This is a genomic window from Streptomyces sp. NPDC047706, from assembly GCF_043204795.1.
In the GTDB taxonomy this organism is placed as follows: domain Bacteria; phylum Actinomycetota; class Actinomycetes; order Streptomycetales; family Streptomycetaceae; genus Streptomyces.
The window spans coordinates 113501-132742 of sequence record NZ_JBIDCW010000009.1 but is presented as its reverse complement, the minus strand read 5'-3'; the positions used below and the strand labels follow the sequence as shown (position 1 = coordinate 132742).

17 protein-coding genes are annotated in these 19242 nt (G+C 70.8%); all 17 read right to left on the bottom strand.

Annotated features, from left to right (window positions below; genetic code table 11):
- Positions 1-112: 112 nt before the first annotated feature.
- Positions 113-976 carry an RNA polymerase subunit sigma gene (locus ACGF8A_RS13415; protein ID WP_393107436.1) on the bottom strand — a complete coding sequence of 288 codons (864 nt, stop codon included), beginning with the start codon at positions 974-976 and terminating at the stop codon, positions 113-115.
- 275 nt (positions 977-1251) lie between these two features.
- Positions 1252-1461, bottom strand: coding sequence for a hypothetical protein (locus ACGF8A_RS13410; protein WP_393107434.1), 210 nt, complete (start codon positions 1459-1461; stop codon positions 1252-1254).
- Complete coding sequence (locus ACGF8A_RS13405; RefSeq protein ID WP_393107432.1) at positions 1458-2057, bottom strand: YceI family protein; 600 nt, start codon at positions 2055-2057, stop codon at positions 1458-1460. The genes ACGF8A_RS13410 and ACGF8A_RS13405 overlap by 4 nt, the downstream gene beginning before the upstream one ends.
- Before the next feature lie 103 nt (positions 2058-2160).
- Positions 2161-2907, bottom strand: a complete 747-nt coding sequence (locus tag ACGF8A_RS13400; protein ID WP_393107430.1) for an SDR family oxidoreductase — start codon at positions 2905-2907, stop codon at positions 2161-2163.
- Between the two features lie 126 nt (positions 2908-3033).
- Positions 3034-4734, bottom strand: a complete 1701-nt coding sequence (locus ACGF8A_RS13395; RefSeq protein WP_393107662.1) for an L-aspartate oxidase — start codon at positions 4732-4734, stop codon at positions 3034-3036.
- A gap of 132 nt (positions 4735-4866) precedes the next feature.
- Positions 4867-5130, bottom strand: coding sequence for an oxidoreductase C-terminal domain-containing protein (locus ACGF8A_RS13390; RefSeq protein WP_393107428.1), 264 nt, complete (start codon positions 5128-5130; stop codon positions 4867-4869).
- Positions 5131-5202: 72 nt separating this feature from the next.
- Complete coding sequence (locus ACGF8A_RS13385; protein WP_393107426.1) at positions 5203-5631, bottom strand: OsmC family protein; 429 nt, start codon at positions 5629-5631, stop codon at positions 5203-5205.
- A 427-nt stretch (positions 5632-6058) separates the two neighbouring features.
- Positions 6059-8404 carry an alpha-xylosidase gene (gene yicI / locus ACGF8A_RS13380; RefSeq protein WP_393107424.1) on the bottom strand — a complete coding sequence of 782 codons (2346 nt, stop codon included), beginning with the start codon at positions 8402-8404 and terminating at the stop codon, positions 6059-6061.
- Positions 8401-9849, bottom strand: coding sequence for a GH1 family beta-glucosidase (locus tag ACGF8A_RS13375; RefSeq protein WP_393107422.1), 1449 nt, complete (start codon positions 9847-9849; stop codon positions 8401-8403). Before ACGF8A_RS13375 ends, yicI begins: the two co-directional genes overlap by 4 nt.
- 11 nt (positions 9850-9860) lie before the next feature.
- Positions 9861-10712 carry a carbohydrate ABC transporter permease gene (locus ACGF8A_RS13370; RefSeq protein WP_393107420.1) on the bottom strand — a complete coding sequence of 284 codons (852 nt, stop codon included), beginning with the start codon at positions 10710-10712 and terminating at the stop codon, positions 9861-9863.
- Between the two features lie 6 nt (positions 10713-10718).
- Complete coding sequence (locus ACGF8A_RS13365) at positions 10719-11678, bottom strand: carbohydrate ABC transporter permease (protein ID WP_393107418.1); 960 nt, start codon at positions 11676-11678, stop codon at positions 10719-10721.
- 10 nt (positions 11679-11688) lie between these two features.
- Positions 11689-12957, bottom strand: coding sequence for an ABC transporter substrate-binding protein (locus ACGF8A_RS13360; RefSeq protein ID WP_393107416.1), 1269 nt, complete (start codon positions 12955-12957; stop codon positions 11689-11691).
- A 92-nt stretch (positions 12958-13049) separates the two neighbouring features.
- Positions 13050-14075 carry a LacI family DNA-binding transcriptional regulator gene (locus tag ACGF8A_RS13355; RefSeq protein ID WP_393107414.1) on the bottom strand — a complete coding sequence of 342 codons (1026 nt, stop codon included), beginning with the start codon at positions 14073-14075 and terminating at the stop codon, positions 13050-13052.
- Positions 14076-14269: 194 nt separating this feature from the next.
- Positions 14270-16498 (bottom strand): molybdopterin cofactor-binding domain-containing protein, encoded by a 2229-nt coding sequence (locus tag ACGF8A_RS13350; protein ID WP_393107412.1) that lies wholly within the window; start codon positions 16496-16498, stop codon positions 14270-14272.
- 9 nt (positions 16499-16507) lie between these two features.
- Positions 16508-17491 carry an FAD binding domain-containing protein gene (locus ACGF8A_RS13345; protein ID WP_393107410.1) on the bottom strand — a complete coding sequence of 328 codons (984 nt, stop codon included), beginning with the start codon at positions 17489-17491 and terminating at the stop codon, positions 16508-16510.
- Entirely contained in the window at positions 17488-18057 is a 570-nt protein-coding gene (locus ACGF8A_RS13340; protein ID WP_393107408.1) for a 2Fe-2S iron-sulfur cluster-binding protein, read from the bottom strand. Before ACGF8A_RS13340 ends, ACGF8A_RS13345 begins: the two co-directional genes overlap by 4 nt.
- Before the next feature lie 403 nt (positions 18058-18460).
- Positions 18461-19180: a TetR/AcrR family transcriptional regulator gene (locus ACGF8A_RS13335; RefSeq protein WP_393107406.1), complete on the bottom strand. Its 720-nt coding sequence runs from the start codon at positions 19178-19180 to the stop codon at positions 18461-18463.
- Positions 19181-19242 lie beyond the last annotated feature (62 nt).

The following is a 19242-nucleotide window of genomic DNA, read 5'->3' as shown; positions in this document are numbered from 1 at the left end:
GACGCAGGTGGTCCGGGCCCCGCCGAGGTGGCGAATCCAGCGGCCGGGCCCCGGCCCTCCGAAGCGGCAGACCCGTTTCCCTCCCGAACACTGTCACACGCTGGCAGCCACGTCAGACATGGTCGTTCCAGCTGCGGAGCTTGTCCGGATTGAGGACGACCCAGATCCGCCGCACCCTGCGACCGGCGATGTCCAGGCTGATGACAGCAGCGACCTTGCGGCCGAAGTACACCACGAGGCCGGTCCGTCCGTTGACTTTCCGGGTCTGCAGGCTGGTGCGAGGGTCGGGGGGCAGCAGCATCATCAGGCTGCGGGCGATCTGCCGGGCGCCGTGCACCGGCGTGACCAAGGCCCTGACTTTGCCGCCGCCGTCGAAGGACGCCGTGGCATCGGCCGTCAGCAGGTAAGCCAGGAGAGCCTCGTCCTCCGTGGCCCACGCCCGCCGGAAGGCATGGGCCATCGCGTCCTCTTCCCGTGCCGCTGAGGACTGCGCACGGCGGACCGGAGGCCCGCCGGCTGCGGGGTGGGCCTGCTCAGGGCGTTCCGGCTGCCCCATGATGTCGTCCACGGCGCGCGCCGTCCGTTCGATCACCTCGTTGAGCATGAACGCCGTCCGCTCGGCCCGAGACAGGGAGTGCAGGGCACCGCGCAGCACCGAACCGACCTCTCTGCCGAGCTCCTCGTGCGGGTCCGCTCGCGCCCCGTGGGCCGGCGGCCCGACTGCCATGCCCGTGCCCCAGATGGGCCGGGCCAGCCGTGAGATGCAGATGCCGCCGGCGACCGCGGCCAGCCAGGCACCGGGCTCCGCGATGGCCGCTCGCGCCGGACCGGACAGCCCGTACCAGCGCCGGTAGGTCTCATCGATGACGCTCTCGGCCTCGCTGCTGTCGCCCAGCATGCGATGTGCCATGTCCAGCAGATGCCGTCGCTCGTCTAGCAACTCCACGATCGGCACCGCGTCGTCGGGATGGTTCATATGGCAGCCTCCCTCTTTCGCACGGCGTCACGCGCCGCAGCAACCGCCGCCACCGACCTGGATCGGAATCAGGAGAGCCTCGGAGGGCCTGGAGCGTCGTCGGCAGGATCTCGTGCCACGTTTCGTGTATACGAGTGACCGGATGGACACGGTCCCTGTGACATCGCGCCGGGCGGGAAGGCGCCGTGGTCCGTCCGGGCCGGTGTCACATGTTCTGCGGGCCGCCGGTCACGGCGAGGCGTGCCAGGACCCGCCGCGTTCAGGGGCGGCGTGCGTCACCGGGGTTCACCCTCAGCGGCAGGGGAGGTGACCGCTGAGCGAGCCAGGCTGTGCAGCGCGTCGGACACGGACTGCATCTGCTCGTTGATCTCCACAAGTGCTCGGTGAATCTCGTTGACACGCGTCTCGAGTTCGGCGGCCTTGCTGGTCAGTGCCTCGACCGTGGCCGCGTAGGCGACGGGGTTCTCGCGAAACGGTGGTATCACTGCGCGGCCCCTTGACCGACCCGCACGGCCGAGATGCCGAGCGTCAGCTTCACCAAGTCGCTGACCGGAACACCGCCTGTGCCCGGCCCACCGGCCCAGGTGAGTCCCCAGTCCGAGCGCTGCACAGTGGCCGTGCCCTCGAACCCGACGCGGTGCCGCCCGCGGCTGTCCCTGGTCACCCCGCCGAACTCGACGTCCATGGCGAGCGGCAGTTCGACATCCTTGATCTTGAGGTTGCCCGACATGCGGAACGCGTCGTCATCCACCGGCGCCAGCCCGGTGGAACGAAAGGTCATCAGGGGAAAGGCCGAGGAGTCGAAGATGGCGGGCCCCGTGAGGTACGCGTCGCGCTCGCGCATGCCCGTGTCCAGGCTGTCGGTCCGGACACTCACCAGGGCCCCGGACCGGCTGGGCCGGGCCGCGTCGAACTCGAGGAATCCCTCGAAGGATTCGAACTTCCCGTGCACATGCGACACCAGGGCCTGCCGGACGGAGAAGCCGAAGGTGCTGTGAACCGGGTCAATGATGTACACCCCGGCCAGAGTCCTGCCCGGGCCGCTCCCGAGAAGGGTGGTCTGCCCGCTCTTCTGGCGCATGGTTGTCCGCTTTCCTGGTGCGATGGGTGCCGCATCGGGCCATCTGGCCGAAGTGCGGGTGGCCCCTGACGTACAGAGGCCACCCGCAAGGTGGGTGCTACTACTACTGCTGCCGCGCGAGCCAGTCGGTGAACCGGGTCCCGGCGATCTGTGCGTCGGGACCGGGAAGGAGGTCGTTCTCCTCCAACTCGGACCCGAAGTACTGCCCGTGCGGGTCCGACACCACGGTGCGCGTGTCGTTGCCGGGAGCGAGGCCCATGTCGACGAACTCCTTGAAGTCGAACGTGTCAGGGCCGGCGATCTCCACCATGCCGTCTACAGGCGTGTCGACGGCCGTGCGGGCGACCGCGTCGGCCACGTCGCCGGAGTAGATGGGCCGGATCTTCGCGGCGGGGGCACGCACGGTGTCGCCCTCGGTCATCGAGTCCGCTATGGCCTTCGCGAACTCGAAGAACTGCGTCGCGTGGACGATGGAGTACGCGACCCCCGACGCCTTGATGAGGTGCTCCTGCGCCAGCTTGGCGCGGAAGTAGCCGTTCTTCTCGAGCCGTTCGGTGCCCACGACGGAGAGGGCGACATGGTGGGTCACACCGGCCGCCGCCTCGGCCGAGAGCAGGTTGGTGGTGGAGGTGCGGAAGAACTCCATGACCGCGTCGGGCGCGAACGAGGGGGAGTTCGACACATCGACCACGACCGAGGCGCCCTTCAGGACGTCCGCCAGGCCTTCACCCGTGAGTGTGTTGACGCCCGTGTTGGGCGAGGCGGGCACCGCCTCGTGACCGAGTTCCTTGAGCTTCTCGACCACCTGCGAGCCGATGAGACCGGTCCCGCCGATCACCACAACCTTCATGCGATCTACCTCGAAATCCTTGTGGGTGCGTGCACATGGGCCAGGCACGTGGCGCTGCGTCTGTGCTCTGTCCGAGAGAAGACAAGACGTCGATCGCATCTGTGACAGGGGTGGCCGTCCCGCGCGCTATTCGGCGAGCTTGCCTTCGGTCGAGACCTCCTGCATCAGGGACGAGATGTCCTCCGGGATCGAGGCAATGGGTTCGCGGGTGACCCCCGTGGCAGGGGACCACACGAGATTGACCTGCAGTGCGGGATCCATGTCCGGGTAGTCACTGCGGTTGTGGCAGCCGCGTGTCTCGCGGCGTTCGAGCGCCGCCTCGAGCGTCGCCCGCGCGGCCAATGCCGCGGCCTTGAGGTCGAAGGCGTGCGCGAGATCCTGGTAGCCGGCGATGTCGGGATGGACGCCGATGTCATCCATCCGCTTTTCGATCGCGCTCAGCTCCGCCAGACCGGCGCGCAGCCCCTCCTCGTCGCGTACGACGCCGGCGTGCTCGGTCATGGTGTTGCGGATGGCACGCTGCAAGGCCCGGACGTTCTCCTGCCCGTCGGCTGCGAGCAGGCCGTCGACCTCCGCGCGGGCCGCGGCCACGGCGGCTGCCGAGCGCGGCTGCGCCGTCAGTGACTCCGAGTAGGCGGCGGCGGCCTGCGCCGTGATGCGGCCGAAGACCAGCAGCTCGATCAGGCTGTTGCCGCCGAGGCGGTTGGCTCCGTGCAGTCCGCTCGACGCCTCACCGATGGCGTACAGCCCGCGTACGTCGGTGCTGTGGTCCTCGGGGCGGACCCAGACACCGCCCATCGAGTAGTGGGCCGTAGGTGCGACCTCGATCGGGTTTCGGGTGATGTCCAGCATCTGCAGGTCGAGAAGCGTCTGGTAGACCCGGGGAAGCCGATTCATGATCGTCTGCCGGGGGAGGTGGGAGACGTCGAGCCATACTCCGCCGTTGGGGGTGCCGCGGCCTTCCTTGATCTCCGTGTAGGACGCGAGGGCCACGCGGTCACGGGTGGAGAGCTCCATGCGCTCGGGGTCGTAGCGGCTCATGTACCGCTCGCCGAGCGCGTTGCGCAGGATGCCGCCCTCGCCGCGCGCCGCTTCGCTGACCAGCGTGCCGGCCGCGTTCTCGGGCTCGATGATCCCGGAGGGGTGGAACTGGACGAGCTCCGGGTCGCGCAGGCGGGCCCCGGCCTCGACCGCCAGCCTGAACGAGTCACCGGTGTTCTCGTCGCGCCGGGAGGAGGTGCGCCGCCAGATGCGGGTGTGGCCGCCGGCCGCGAGGATCACCGCGTCGGCGTGGATGAGGTACCGCTTGCCGTTCGTCAGGTCGAACCCGTAGGCCCCGAAGACCGCCCCGTCGTGCACCAGGAGCCGGGTGATGTAGACGCTGTCGAGAACGGGGACGCCGAGCTGCCCGGCCCGCCCCACGAGCGTGCGCTGGATCTCCAGACCGGTGTAGTCGCCGGCGAAGGCGGTGCGGCGGAACTTGTGCGCGCCGAAGAACCGCTGCGAGATACGGCCGTCCTCCTCCCTGGCGAAGGCCATGCCGTACCGCTCCAGGTCGTCGATACCGCGGGCGGCGCCCTGCGTCACGATCTCGACGGTGTGGGGATCGGCGAGCAGGTAGCTCTCCTTGAGGGTGTCCGCGGCATGCTGCTGCCAGCTGTCGCCGGGGTCCATCGTGGCGAGGGCCGCGTTGATTCCTCCGGCGGCGAGGGCGGTGTGCGCGTCCTCCTTGGGGCGCTTGCCGACGGCGAGTACGTCGACACCGGCCTCGGCCAGCTCGATCGCCGCCCGCAGGCCGGCGCCTCCGGTGCCGATCACCAGCACCATGGTGGAAAGTCGTTGTTCGGTGAGAGACACGATTGCTCCGATCGGCTTGTTGGTCATCGACTACGACCGGACGACCGAGGTATCTGTGACAGACGAGCGTGCTTCCGGCGCGGCGGCCGGGGCGGAACGCCGTCAAGTGACGAGAGTGTCCGGGGGGACACCCGGGTCGCAGAGGCGGGCCTCGTCGACATCGGCTCCGGACAGGACCAGGGCACGGATCGAGTCGACCACGTCCCACACATTGACGTTCATACCCGCAAGCACACGGTTCCCCGACATGCAGAAGGAGATGAATCGCCGCTCCGCCTCCTCACCCCGCGGGAGACGACGCGATGCTGATGGGCGCCCGGACAGCGGCGGCCGGATGCGGGGGCCCTCCCGCTCCTCGCCGCCCACGACGAGGAGCGGGCCGTCGTGCTTCCGCCGGGCCTCTGCCGTGGTGCCGGCGGCGAGCCGTCGCTGAAGAGGTCATCCCGGCTCCGGCGCCGTCCCCTCCCCGGAGCCGGTGGGCGTCGCCGTCACCACCGGCACGGTGATCACCGAGACGTCCCCGGTCAGCAGGCGATGCACCGGACAACGTCCGGCCGCCGCCAGCAGCCTCTCCGTCTGCGTGGCGTCCAGGTCGCCGGCGAGCGTGATGCGTCTGACGATCTGCCCTTGAGCGTCGAACCGCACGTCGACGTCGACGCGGTCGAGTGGCCAGCCACGGCGGTTCGCCGAGGCGCGGACCGCCATGGAGGTGCAGGACCCGAGCGCGCCGAGGAGCACTTCCACGGGCGTGGGCCCCGTGTCCGCACCCAGCGGCTCGGACTCGTCCGCCGTCAGGGTGTGCGGACCGATCGCCATGGAGCGGGCGAGACGTGGGCCTTCACTGACCGAAACGGCGCGTCCGGACATGAGTGACATGAGTCGGCCTCTCTGAGGAGTCAGGGGCAGCGCGCCGCTCAGCCGGTGGTGCGGCGGCACGCGGCGGGTCGCCTGTCGCCACTATGACCGGGCATGTGTCGCCCGTGTGACAGCGTGTGCTCCTCTCGACCCTCGATCACCCCCGGACCGCGAGCGGGAGTCGCGGACCGGCCCACAGGGGGAGGGTCAGCCCTGCCACCGGTGGCGGTGACGGGCCTTGCCGGCCGACTCCCCGGAACCGGACTCCAGTTTCTGCACGATCTTGGAGCTCGACCGCACGGGACCGTCCAGGCGCTGAAGGCGGAGACAGGGGGCGAGGCCCGGACGGAGGCCGTGGCCGAGGGCGGGCCGGGCAAGGCCTGTCCCTGCCCGGCGAACCGATCCGCCCTCGCCCCCGCCGGCCGTCACCGCACCGGCCTCATGCGGCGGACCTCCCCGTAAGTCGGGCCGCGACCTCGGTCGTACCGGCCGGGACGCCGACGAGCGTGCCGAGGTCCGTCACAACGGCCGGCGAGGCCGACCCCGCGTCGGTCTCCGCCGCCGCGCCCACCAGCAGTACCCGCCATGCCCCCGGTACGCCCTCCGCCTCGACGGCCACCACGTCACCGTCCCGGCGGGTGCGGAACACGGAGTCCGCCGCGCCGTCCGGGGCCGGGATCGTGGTGACCGTCGTCACTCCGTCGGCCGGCGCGTGGACACGCAGCGTCACCCCGTCCGCCCAGTCGTAGACGGCCGAGTCGTCGCTCGCGCCGAACGGGATCACCGACCCGGGGCGGGCGAGAAGCGGCAGGCTGTCGAAGCCGTACCGCTCGCGTCGCCACCCGGGCCCCTGGACCTGGTCGCCCGACAGCACATGTGTCCAGGTGCCCGCCGGCACGTAGTACTCGACCTCGCCGTCCGCCGAGAAGACGGGCGCCACGAGCAGATCGTCGCCCAGCATGTACTGCCGGTCCAGCGACTGGCAGGCGGGGTCGTCCGGGAACTCCAGCACCATGGCGCGCATCAGGGGAGTGCCGTGCTCGGCGGCCTGCCGGGCCGCGCGGAACAGGTACGGCATCAGCCGGTGCTTCAGCCGCGTGAAGTCGCGCGTGACGGCGACCGCCTCGTCGTCGTAGTCCCACGGCACCCGGTACGACTTGCTGCCGTGCAGCCGGCTGTGCGACGACAGCAGCCCGAACTGCACCCACCGCTTGAACACCTCGGGCGTGGGCGTGCCCTCGAAGCCGCCGATGTCATGGCTCCAGAAGCCGAAACCGGACATGCCCAGTGAGAGTCCACCGCGCAGGGACTCGGCCATCGCGCCGAAGTGGGACTCGCAGTCGCCGCCCCAGTGCACCGGGAACTGCTGGCCTCCGGCCGTCGCCGAGCGGGCGAAGAGCACGGCCTCGCCCGCGCCCCTGGCCTCGGTCAGCACGTCGAAGACGGTCTGGTTGTACAACTGCGTGTAGTAGTTGTGCATGCGTTCCGGGTCGGAGCCGTCGTGCCAGACCACGTCGGTGGGTATGCGCTCGCCGAAGTCGGTCTTGAAGCAGTCCACGCCCTGCGCGACCAGCACCCGCAGCTTGCCGGCGTACCACTGCCGGGCGTCCGGATCGGTGAAGTCCACCAGGGCCATGCCCGCCTGCCACAGGTCCCACTGCCACACGTCGCCGTTGGCCTTGCGCACCAGATGACCGAGGCGCTTGGCCTCCGCGAACAGCGGGGACTTCTGCGCGATGTAGGGGTTGATCCACACGGAGACGCGCAGATCGTGCTCGTCCTTCAGGCGCCGCAGCATGCCCTCCGGGTCCGGGAAGACGTCCGGGTCCCAGACGAAGTCGCACCACTGGTACTCGCGCATCCAGAAGCAGTCGAAGTGGAAGACGCCGAGCGGGATGTCGCGTTCGGCCATGCCACGCACGAACCGGTTCACCGTCTCCTCGTCGTACGAGGTCGTGAACGACGTCGACAGCCACAGGCCGAACGACCACGCGGGCGGCAGTGCCGGACGTCCGGTCAGCGCCGTGTAGCGGTCGAGGATCTCCTTCGGCGTCGGGCCGTGGACGACGAAGTACTCCAGCGACTGGTCCTCCACGCTGAACTGCACCCGCCCCACGGCCTCGGACCCGATCTCGTAGCTGACCCTGCCCGGGTGGTTGACGAAGACCCCGTAGCCCCGGTTGGTCATGTGGAACGGAACGTTCTTGTAGGCCTGTTCGCTCGCCGTACCGCCGTCGGCCTGCCAGATGTCGACGGTCTGGCCGTTCTTGACGAACGGCGTGAAGCGTTCGCCGAGCCCGTACACCAGCTCACCGACGCCGAGTGAGAGCTGGGCCAGCGAGTGGTGGGCGCCGTCACCGGTGACCGCGAAGCCGGTGCCGCGGGCCTCGGCGGACGTCAGGATCCTGCCGTCAGCGGTGAAGTCGAGGCGCCAGGGGGCCGAGGTGTCCACCCGCAGGGACAGATCACCGGTCCTCAGCTCCAGCAGTGCGCCGTCCCGGGTGACCTCGGCCGCGTGGCCGGCCTGCATGTGCAGCGCGAAGTCCGGTCCGCGCTCGGCGGCGCCCGCGTGGTGGGTGGAGCGGACACCGATCACGCCCTCGGCCGGCGACCAGCATTCCACGGTCAGCAGTGGGCTGTTGAGGGTGTGGCCACGGTCGGACACATGACGCACGGGCGCGTGGAGCGTGAACCGGTCGTCGGCGACCTGGACGTCGGCGACCTCCGCCGCGTACGAGGCGTGAACGCCGTCACGCATCAGCCAGTAGCCGTCGGTGAACTTCATCGGGTGTTCCTCGCCATGGGGATCTCGGTACCGCCGGTCCGCGCGCCGCGGTGGGCGGCGATCAGCTGCCGGAACCAGTGGTAGCTGTCCTTGGGGATGCGCTGTTGCGTGTCGTAGTCGACACGGACGATGCCGAAGCGCTGGTCGTAGCCGCGGGCCCACTCGAAGTTGTCCAGCAGCGACCACACGTAGTAGCCGCGCACGTCCACGCCCGCCCGCATGGCGGCCGCCAGAGCCTCCAGGTGGCCGCGCAGGTACTCGATCCGGTCGTAGTCGCGGACACGGCCCCCGGCGTCGACGCTGTCGGCCTCCGCCGAGCCGTTCTCGGTGATCAGCACCGGCGGCAGCGTGGGATAGCGCCCCGCCAGGTCGACCAGCAGGTCCGTGAAGGTGTGCGGGACGACGGGCCAGCCCATGGTGGTGTGCCGCACGTCGGCGCGCCAGCTCTCCCTCGCCCGGATGTCGACGGCCGTGCGCGAGGCCGGGTCGGGGTTCTCGTACGGGGCGTCGGCGACGGTGATCGGCCGGTAGTAGTTGACGCCGACGAAGTCGAGCGGAGCGCCGATGAGGCCGAGGTCGCCCTCGCGCCGGAACGGCTCGCCGGACTGGAGGAGCTCGCCCCAGGTCTCTGCCTCGTGCCGGGGGTAGCGCCCCGCGAACAGCGGCTCGAGGAACACGTCGTTGTGCAGCGTCCCGGCCCGGCGTACGGCGGCCAGGTCGGCCGGCGACTCCGTGGCCGGGAGCAGCCGGTCGGGGTTGAGGGTGATCCCGACCTCCCTGGCACCCGCGGCGCGCAGCGCGCGTACGGCGAGTCCGTGCCCGACGAGCAGATGGTGGGCGGCGGCGAGCGCGCCGTGACCCTCGCGGGCACCCGGGGCGTGGCCGCCGGCCGCGTAGCCGACGAAGGCGCTGCAGAACGGTTCGTTGAGGGTGATCCAGCGGTCCACCCGGTCACCGAGCCGCTCCGCCGCGATCGCCGCGTACTCGGCGAAACGCTCCGCGGTCCCGCGCACCCGCCAGCCGCCCCGGTCCTCCAGTGCCTGCGGCAGGTCCCAGTGGTAGAGCGTGGCGGCCGGCGATATCCCGGCGGCGAGCAGTTCGTCGACGAGCCGGTCGTAGAAGTCCAGTCCCGCCGTGTTGACCGGGCCCGAGCCGGTGGGCTGGACACGTGGCCAGGCCAGGGAGAAGCGGTAGCTGTCCACTCCCAGCTCGCGCAGGAGGGCGACGTCCTCGCGGTAGCGGTGGTAGTGGTCGCATGCCACATCACCGGTGGCGCCTCCCGCCACGCGGCCGGGTTCGCGGCTGAAGGTGTCCCAGATGGACGGGCCTCGGCCGTCCTCGTCGTGGGCACCCTCGATCTGGTAGCCGGCGGTGGCGGCGCCGAAGAGGAAGCCGTCCGGGAAGCGCGGGAAGCCTGAGGGCTCGGGCTCGGGGGGATTGCTCACGGGAAACCGTCCTACTTGACCGATCCGCCGGTGATGCCGGCGGCGATGTACTTCTGGGCGACGACGAGCAGCACAGCGGCCGGCACGGCGGAGAGCACGGCGGTCGCCATCACCGCGCCCCAGTCGCTGACGTGCGCGCCCACGAACTGGTAGATGCCGAGCGTGATCGGCTTGACGTCGTCCGTGGTGTTGAGGGTCAGCGCGAAGATGAAGTCCGACCAGGCGAAGAGGAAGGTGAACAGCCCCGCTGTGATCAGCGCGTTGCGGCTCATCGGCAGGACGATCCGGAGAAACGCGGTGAACCGGTTGGCCCCGTCGACCATGGCGGCCTCCACCACCTCGGTGGGGATGGAGACCATGAACGCCCGCAGCAGCACGATCGCGAACGGTAGCCCGAGCGAGGCGTCCGCGAGGACGAGCCCGAGGTAGGAGTTGACCAGCCCCAGCTCCGCGTAGGCGCTGTACATGGCGTTGGCGACGACGATGCCCGGCACCATCTGGGTGATCAGTGTGGTGAACACGATGCCCTGGCCGCCGCGCAGGCCGAACTGGGCGAGCCCGTAGGCGGCGGGCGCGGCCAGCGCGAGGCAGACGAGGACGGCGCCCAGCGCGACAGCGAGGCTGGTGAGCAGCGAACCGCCCTGGGTACGGAGCGCCGTGTCGAAGTTCTCCAGGCTGGGCGACGTCGGCAACCACCGCGTGGCCGCGATGCTCGACTCGGGCTGGAGCGCGGTGTTGAGCATCCAGTACACCGGGAAGAGCAGCAGGGCGAGGATCAGCAGCGCGGCGGTGGTGTTCCAGGCCGAGCGTAGACGGGCGGAACGGGCGAGCCGGTTCGTCCGCGCGTTCGTGGGTTGCTTCATGGTCGGTCACTTTCCCTTGCCGAAGTCGGCGCGGTCGGCCCGCAGGTACAGCACGGCGAACACCGCGCTGACGAGGATCAGGACATTGCCCACGACGGCGCCCTGGCCGAAGTCGAGCTGCAGGAAGGACAGCTGGTACGTGACCGTGCCCAGTGTCTGCGTGGAGTCCGCCGGGCCGCCGGAGGTGAGCGCGAGGATCAGGTCGAGGATCTTGACGGTCGACATGAAGCCCAGCACCAGGACGACGGTGATCACCGGCCGCAGCATCGGCAGGGTGATGCTGCGGAACGTCCGCCACGGGCCGGAGCCGTCCAGCGCGGCGGCCTCGTACAGGTCGCGCGGTATCTCCTGGAGCCCGCCGTAGAGGATCACCATGTTGAACGGGATGCCTATCCAGATGTTGACCAGGATCACCGACAGCAGCGCCACACCGGGACTGCTGAGCCAGGGGACACCGTCCGCGGAGACCAGGCCGACCGCGTGCAGCACCGTGTTGAGCATGCCGTGCTCCTGGTCGAGGATGCGGCGCCACACGACGGCCGACACCACCATCGGGACGAGCCACGGCAGCAGCAGCACGGCGCGGACGAGTCCGGAGAGCCGGAAGCGCCGGGAGAAGAAGACGGCGAGGGCGAGACCGATGGTGAACTGGCCGAGCAGCGAGCCCAGGGTGAAGAGCGCCGTGTGCCACAGCGCGTCGGCGAACAACTCGTCGGCGAAGACGGCCCGCCAGTTGGCCAGGCCGTTGAAGGGCGCCTCGCCCGTGAAGTACGTCTTCGGCGTGTAGTGCTGGAAACTGATCACGAAATTGTTGACCAGCGGGTATCCGAAGAACAGCCCCATGTAGGTGAGGGCCGGGGCGACGAAGAGCCAGCGCAGCAGCCGATGCCGCCGGGGCGCCCGGTGCGTGCGCGGGCGCGTCCTGCCCGTGGTGTCGGCGGGCGCGATCGAGGTGATGGTGGTCATGGGCGGTGCCTCACTTCCCCGCCGAAGCCTGCTGCTGCGCCCGGTGCAGGGCCTGTTCCGGGCTGGTGCGCCCGGTCAGCACGGACTGGAAGGCGCCGGCCAGCGCGTCACCGACCACGGGCCACCCGGTGCCGACCTTCGCGGTCCGTGAGCGTGCCGTGGTGACCAGTTCGGCGAAGGCGGCGAGCTTCGGGTTCTGGGTCGCGTACGCCTCGGCGGCCGCGGCGCGTGTGGGCACGTTGTTCACGGACTCGCCCCACTGGAGCTGGTTCTGCTCGGAGTTGAGGCAGTTGAGCAGCTCTCCGGCCCTCTTCTCGCGGGCCGGGTCGTCGTCGTTCTTCGGTACGGCCATGACGGTGCCGCCGATGGGGGGTACGGCGGCCTCCCTCGCCTCGGGGACGGGGATGCTCGCGACGGCCCAGTCCACGTTCTTCTGGGCGCTGAGGACCGGCACCTGCCAGGGACCGTTGATCATCATGGCCGCGCGGCCCGCCACGAACTGGTCGTTGACGTCCTGCTGGTTCCAGTTGACGACCGACCTCGACGCCGAGCCGTCCGAGACGAGGTCCTTCCAGAGCTGGAGCGCGGCCTCGCCCCTGCCGTTGTCGAGCTTCGCCTCGTCGCCGCCGGCGGACCAGAAGAAGGGCAGGAACTGGTACACGCCGTCCGCGTTGGGGCTCGCGCTGAAGGCCATCCCGTACGTGTCGCCCGCGGTCAGCCGTTTCGCGGCGTCGCGCAGTTCGGCCCAGGTCCGGGGCGGGGCGATGCCCGCCTCCTCGAGGAGGTCGGTGTTGTAGATCAGGGCCAGTGAGTTGACGGACCGGGCGATGCCGTACTGGACACCGTCGTACGAGCCGAGGGAGGTGGCGCTCGCGGAGAAGCCGGACGTGTCGACGCCGGCCTCCTTCAGCGGGCGCAGCCCCTCGGTCTGTGCGAACTGCGGCAGCTCCGAGCCGTCGAGCTCCAGGATGTCGGTGAGGGAGTCGGACGACGCCATGCGCAGCGCCTTGGAGGTTATCTGGTCGGCGGGGACGCTGACCTGCTCGACCTTGACGCCGAGCGGCTTGGCACATCGGTCGAAGAACTGCTGGTTGGCGGTGTGTTCGGCGGTGTCGGTCGCCGAGTTGAGCACGGTGACCGTGCCCGGGTCGGGCTTCGCGGCGCAGCCGGTCAGGCTCAGCGCTGCGGCGGCGCACGCGAGCGTCGCGGCGAGCGCGGGGACACGCACGCCTCCGGCTCTCCCGGCTCCCGCTCTGCTGCGTCCTGGCAGGGACGGCATGGTCGTTCTCCCTTACATGTGCGTCTCTGGACATGCGGTGATCTGGGGCATGGCGGATCGCCGGCCCGCCGTGCAAGGGCGGACCGGTCTGCTCAGTCGCGGGCCGGCGGGGCGATGGCGGGCCCGGCCATGTGCGGCTGAATCGGGTGGCACGGCGGTGCGGGGGAGGCGGACTCCGGTGTGCCGCAGCCGAGTTCGACTGCCTCGACGGCGAGCCGCGCGACGGCAGCGGACATCTCCGCGACGGGCAGGTCGATCCGCGGCAGGTGCCGGATGCCCAGCTCGTCCGGAAGGCTGCCGACGAGGACGACGGACAGGTCCTCGCTGACCCGCCGCCCGGCCGCGGTCACCGCGTCGAGCAGGTGGGGGAGGAGGATCAGATGCTGGACGACCAGCGCGGTCGGCGCTGGACGGGCGGTCAGTGCCTCGCGCAGTCGGCGCCCGAGGACGTCCGGGTCCCGGTGGGAGGAGACCACGCGCACCTCCGCGCCGGTCTCGCGGGCCGCGCGCCGGGCGCCGTCGAGGCCTCGCAGCGCGTAACCGCGGCGAGCGGCGATCTCGTGCTCGGCCGACGACAGGAAGACGATCCGCCGGTGGCCGGCCGCCACCGCCTCTCGCAGGGCGAGGGCGACCGCGGCCTCCCAGTCGAGATCGGTCCAGGGCAGTGCGGCATGACCGTCATGGCCGAGGAGGGCTGCCGGGAACCGCAACTCCTGCAGGACCTCCATGCGGGGATCGCGCTCCTCGACGGCCATCAGCACGGCCGCGTCCGCGAGGCCGCTGCGGGCCACCCGGCGCAGACCGCCGACGCCGTCCTCGTCGGTGATGAGGAGTACGTCGTGGTCGTGGCCGCGGGCGGCGTCGGTGACGTCGACGGCGAACCTGCCGTCGATCGCACGGTACTCACCGGGCACACGCGGCACGGCGAGCGCGAGCACGCGGGTGCGGGCACTGCGCAGGGTGCGGGCGCTGGCGCGGGGGTGATAGCCGAGTTCGTCGATGGCGGCCTGGACGGCGCGCCGGGTGTCGTCGGAGATCTTGCGTGAGCCGCTGAGCACGTAGGAGACGGTGCTGGGCGCCACCCCCGCCCGCTCGGCAACGTCCTTGATCGTGGCCATCCTTCGCCCCTGTCCGCCCGTCTGAGGGGCTGTCCGGTCCGCGCGTCGAATCGATTCGACAAGTGAGCACGCGCCCCCGTCGAATCGATTCGAGGATGGCGAGACTGTAAGCAGGGGGAGCAGTCGAGGGCAATACCTTGACCGCTATTGCTGGTGGAGCCGCAGGGCGGGCGGTGGGCCTGACCGGCCCGGTTTCAGGAATCCAGCAGGGGCAGACCCGGCAGCACCTTCTCGATGGTGATCGGGAAGTCACGCACCCGCACCCCGGTGGCGTTGAAGACCGCGTTCGCGACAGCGGCACCGGCCCCGCAGATGCCGACCTCACCGACGCCCTTCGCGCCCAGGGGGTTGGCCTTGTCGTCGTACCCGTCGAGGACCACGGCCTCGACCGCGGGGATGTCGGCGTGGACCGGCACCAGATACCCCGCCAGATCGCGGTTGACGAACGCGCCGGACCGCGTGTCGACGACGGCCTCCTCCTCGAGTGCCGCGCCGACGCCCCAGATCATGCCGCCGATCAGCTGCGAGCGGGTCGTCCTGGGGTTGAAGACACGGCCCACCGAGAACACGCCGAGCATGCGCCGCAGACGGATCTCGGCGGTGTCCGCGTCGACCCCGACCTCGGCGAAATGGGCCCCGTAGGTGTTGATCGAGTAGTCGGCGTAGTTCGGATCGTCGCCCATGTAGCGGACCTGGCCCTCCGCCTCCATGCCCTCGGGACTGCTGCGCGCGACGATCGCGCTCAGCGCCTCCGACGCACCGCCGACACCCACGTCGCCGTCCGAGAACACGGCGTCGGCCGGATCCAGGCCGTGCAGCGGGGAACCCGCGTCGCCGCGTGCCGCGTCCAGCAGCCGCTCGCGCAGGGCCATGCACGCCCGGTGCGCGGCGGTGCACGAGTTGGTGGCGCCCCACGAGCCTCCCGACCCCCAGCTGGTGGGGTTGTCGGAACGGCCGAGATCGACCCGCACCCGTTCGAGCGGAAGTCCGAGTCCGTCGGCCACGACCTGGGTGAGGATGGTGTAGGTGCCCGTACCGATGTCGGTCATGTCCGTCAGGACGACCGCGGTGCCGTCGGCGTCGAGCCGCACACGTACGGCGGTCGGCCCCTGGAAGTGTCCCCGGATGGCGGCCGACATGCCGTAGCCGACCAGCCATCGTCCCTCACGCGCGCTCGCCGGGGTGACCGGGCGGTTCTCCCAGCCGAACCGGTGCGCGCCCTCGCGCAGGCACTCGACCATGTGCCGGTCGCTGTACGGCACGTTCCGCTCGGGATCGAGGGTGGGCTCGTTGCGGATCCGCAGCTCGACCGGGTCCATCCGCAGCGCGTCGGCCAGTTCGTCCATCGCGGACTCGACCGCCAGCATGCCCGGTGCCTCGCCGGGCGCGCGGACGTCCGTGCCCCGTGGCAGGTCGAGTGCCGTGAGCCGGTGGCTGGTGAGCCTGTGCGGGGCGGCGTAGAGGCTGCGGACGGTGGCGGCGGTCTGCTCGGCGTACTCGATGTCGGGGTTGGTGTGCATGGTGACGTCGTGGGCGATCGCGGTCAGCCGTCCGTCGCGCCCCGCGCCCAGCCGGACCCGCTGGCTCGATATGGGGCGCATGCCCACGAGCTGGAAGACCTGCTGGCGGGTCAGCGCGACCTTGACCGGCCGGCGCAGCGTGCGTGCGGCGAGCGCGGCCAGGATGGTCTCGGAATGGATGCCGAGCTTGGAGCCGAAACCGCCGCCGACGAACGGGGCGACGACATGGACCCGCTCCGGGTCCATCCGCAGCGTGCCGGCGACCGAGACCTGCGCCGCGTCGACGATCTGCGAGCTGACGTAGACGACCAGGTCCTCGCCACGCGGCTCCGCCAGACAGGCGTTGGGCTCGATGGGCAGGGAGAACTCGTACGGCGTCGAGTACCGCTGGTCGACCTGGACGTCCGCACCGGCGAACCCGGCGTCGAAATCGCCCACCGCGGTGTCGGTGGGCAGGCCGGCGTTGACCACCTTGGGAACGTACGAGTCGTCCTCGTACTCGCCGAAGTCGAAACGGCCCCGCCCCTCCCGGTATTCGACCTCGACGAGCTCGGCGGCGCCGCGGGCCTGCTCGAAGGTCTCCGCGACGACGAGGGCGACCGGTTCGCCGTAGTAGTGGATCTCGGGGCCGGTCATCTCCGGCTGGGCGCGCCAGTACTCGAACGGGAGGGACTCGTCGCGCGGGCCCTGCTCCGGGACGTTGAGATGGGTCATCACCCAGTGCACGCCCGGTGCGCGGTCGGCGCTGTCCGTGTCGATCCGGGTGATGCGGCCCTTGCCGATCGTCGAGCCGACGATGAAGCCGTAAAGCGGCTGCCCGGCCTCCCAGTGCTCGTAGGCGTAGGCCGCCCTGCCGGTCGCCTTCAGCGGGCCGTCGACCCGGTTCACTGCCTGCCCGATCATGCGGCCTCCTCAGCTCGCCCCGGCCACCTGCGCCAGCGTCCGGCAGAGCGTGCGCTTCGCCAGGTCGATCTTGAAGTCGTTGTGTCCCTGCCCGACCGCGTCGCGCATGGCCTCCTCGGCCGCCGCGCGGTAGGTGGACGTCGTGGCCGGACGGCCGGTCAGCGCGGCCTCCGCCTCGACGGACCGCCATGGCTTGTGCGCCACACCACCGAACGCCACGCGCGCCCCGTGGAGCGTTCCCCGCTCGACCGAGACGACGGTGGCCACGGAGACCAGCGCGAACTCGTAGGAGGCCCGGTCGCGCACCTTGCGGTACCTCTGCCGGCCCGGCGGGGGCGGCGGCAGGACGACGCCCGTGATCATCTCGCCGGGCCGCAGCTCGGTCTCGATGTGCGGTGTGTCGCCCGGCAGCCGGTAGAAGTCGGCGATGGCGACGCGGCGTACCGCCTCGTCGGCGTCGAGCAGTTCGATCTCCGCCTCCAGGACGGTGAGCGCGACGGCCATGTCCGAGGGCTGGGTGGCGATGCAGGAGTCGCCGGCGCCGAGGATCGCGTGCATCCGGTTGAACCCGCCGATGGCGGAGCAACCGGAGCCGGGTTCACGCTTGTTGCAGCCCGCGGCGGTGTCGTAGAAGTACGGGCAGCGCGTGCGCTGCAGCAGGTTCCCCCCGGTGGAGGCCTTGTTGCGCAACTGGCCCGAGGCGCCGGCCACCAGCGCCTCCGACAGCACCGGATAGCGTGCACGTACGCGTTCGTCCGCGGCCACGTCGGAGTTGGCCGCCTGGGAGCCGATACGCAGTCCGCTGTCCGGGAGTTCCTCGATGCTCCGCAGGGGCAGCCGGCTGATGTCGACGAGATGGCTGGGCGTCTCGATGTCGAGCTTCATCAGGTCGAGCAGGTTGGTGCCACCGCTGATGAACTTGGCGCCGTCCCTGGACACCGCGGCGAGGGCGGCCTGTGCGTCCGTCGCCCGCTCGTAGGTGAAGGACCTCATGGTGTGCCGCCTTCCGCCGTGCTCCGTATGGCCGCGACGATGTTCGGATAGGCGGCGCACCGGCAGATGTTGCCGCTCATCCGCTCGCGGATCTCCTCGTCCGTCAACGCGATGTGCGGCGAGGCCACGTCGGCGGTGGCGTGACTGGGCCAGCCCGCCTCCACCTCCGCGAGCATGCCGACCGCCGAACAGATCTGGCCCGGCGTGCAATACCCGCACTGGAAGCCGTCGTTGTCGACGAAGGCGCGTTGCATGGGGTGCATGTCTTCGGGAGCGCCCAGGCCTTCGACCGTGACGATCTCGTCGTCCTCGTGCATGACGGCCAGCGTCAGGCAGGAGTTGACGCGCCGGCCGTTGATCAGCACCGTGCAGGCGCCGCACTGGCCGTGGTCACAGCCCTTCTTGGTCCCGCTCAGGCGCAGATGCTCGCGCAGCGCGTCGAGCAGAGAGGTGCGTGGATCCACGTCGAGCCGTCGCTCCTGATCGTTGACGCTCAGCCTGACCGCGAAGACCGGAGCCGTCCCGTCGTGGCTCCGCCCGGTGGCACCCGTGTCCGATGAGGTCATGGCGGCCCGCCTTCCTCGCTAGGTGCGGGTGTCTGCTGCTTGTGCGTCGCTGCCGCGGGGCGCGCTTCATTGCCGCCCGTCGCCCCTGCCGGGTCCGTCCCCCGATCTCAGCGTCTCGCGAAAACCGCCCCACCGCTCGTCGGCAGGCGGACGACCCGTCGCCGCCGCCTTCGCCTCGCGACCGCAGCGGGGGTCGTGATCAGCGTGGGCCGGGCGACGCCCGGCGACGACCAGCCTGACGCGGAGGCGGTCGGCGACCAGCCCGGGGCGGACGCGGAAGCGGTCGGCGACCAGGCTGAGGCGGGGCGGTCTGCGACCAGGCTGAGGCGGGGCGGTCGGCGACCAGCCCGAGGCGGAGGCGGCCCGCGAGTGGACCGCGCCGAGGGCCGCCGCACCGCCTGCTTCACCGGTCTCCCCGGCCTCCCAGCCCGTCCCACTGGGCAGCCACGCTGTCCAGGATCATCTGCAGGGCGGTCGGGTACGCGCTGGTGGGCATGCGCGAGGCCAGCAGGGGCGCCGCCTCGGCGATCCGGGGGTACGCCTCGGCGGGCAGCGTCGCGTACGTCGAGCGCCACATCTCCTCGTCCGAGCACAGCGACTGCTTCGGCAGGGCGAGCGAGGCGGCGTCGAGGGCGGCGAAGGCCAGGGTCTGGTCGATGAACGCGTGGTAGATGCGCACGGTGTCCGGCAAGGGGAAGCCCGCCGTGCGCAGGATGTCCAGGACCGCTTCGTCGGCGGCCAGTTCGTTGGCGCGTCCCGAGACGCGGCTCGCGGTCAGTACGGCCGCCTGGGGGTGGGCGGTGTACGCGGCGTGGATCCGAAGGCCCACGGTGCGCAGATCGTTCCGCCAGTTCCCGGTGGGCCGCCAGCCGTCGAGGGCCTGCCCGATGAGCCGGTCGCCGATGGCGAGGATCAGGTCGTCCATCCCCCGGAAGTAGCGGTACAGCGTGCTCGGGTCGCAGTCGAGGACCAGCCCCAGGCGGCGGGCGGTGAGCCCCGCGCCCCCATGCTCGCGCAGCAGCCGCAGGGCCGCGTCGACGAACGCGCTGCCGGACAGCACGGTGCCGCTCCTGGTGGGGCGGCGCCGCCGCCGGTGTTCCTCGCGGACGACGGGCTTCGGCACTTCGGCTCCTTGGAACGGGTGTGTCTTATGCCAACGTCATTGACCTTATGCGGGCGGGACGC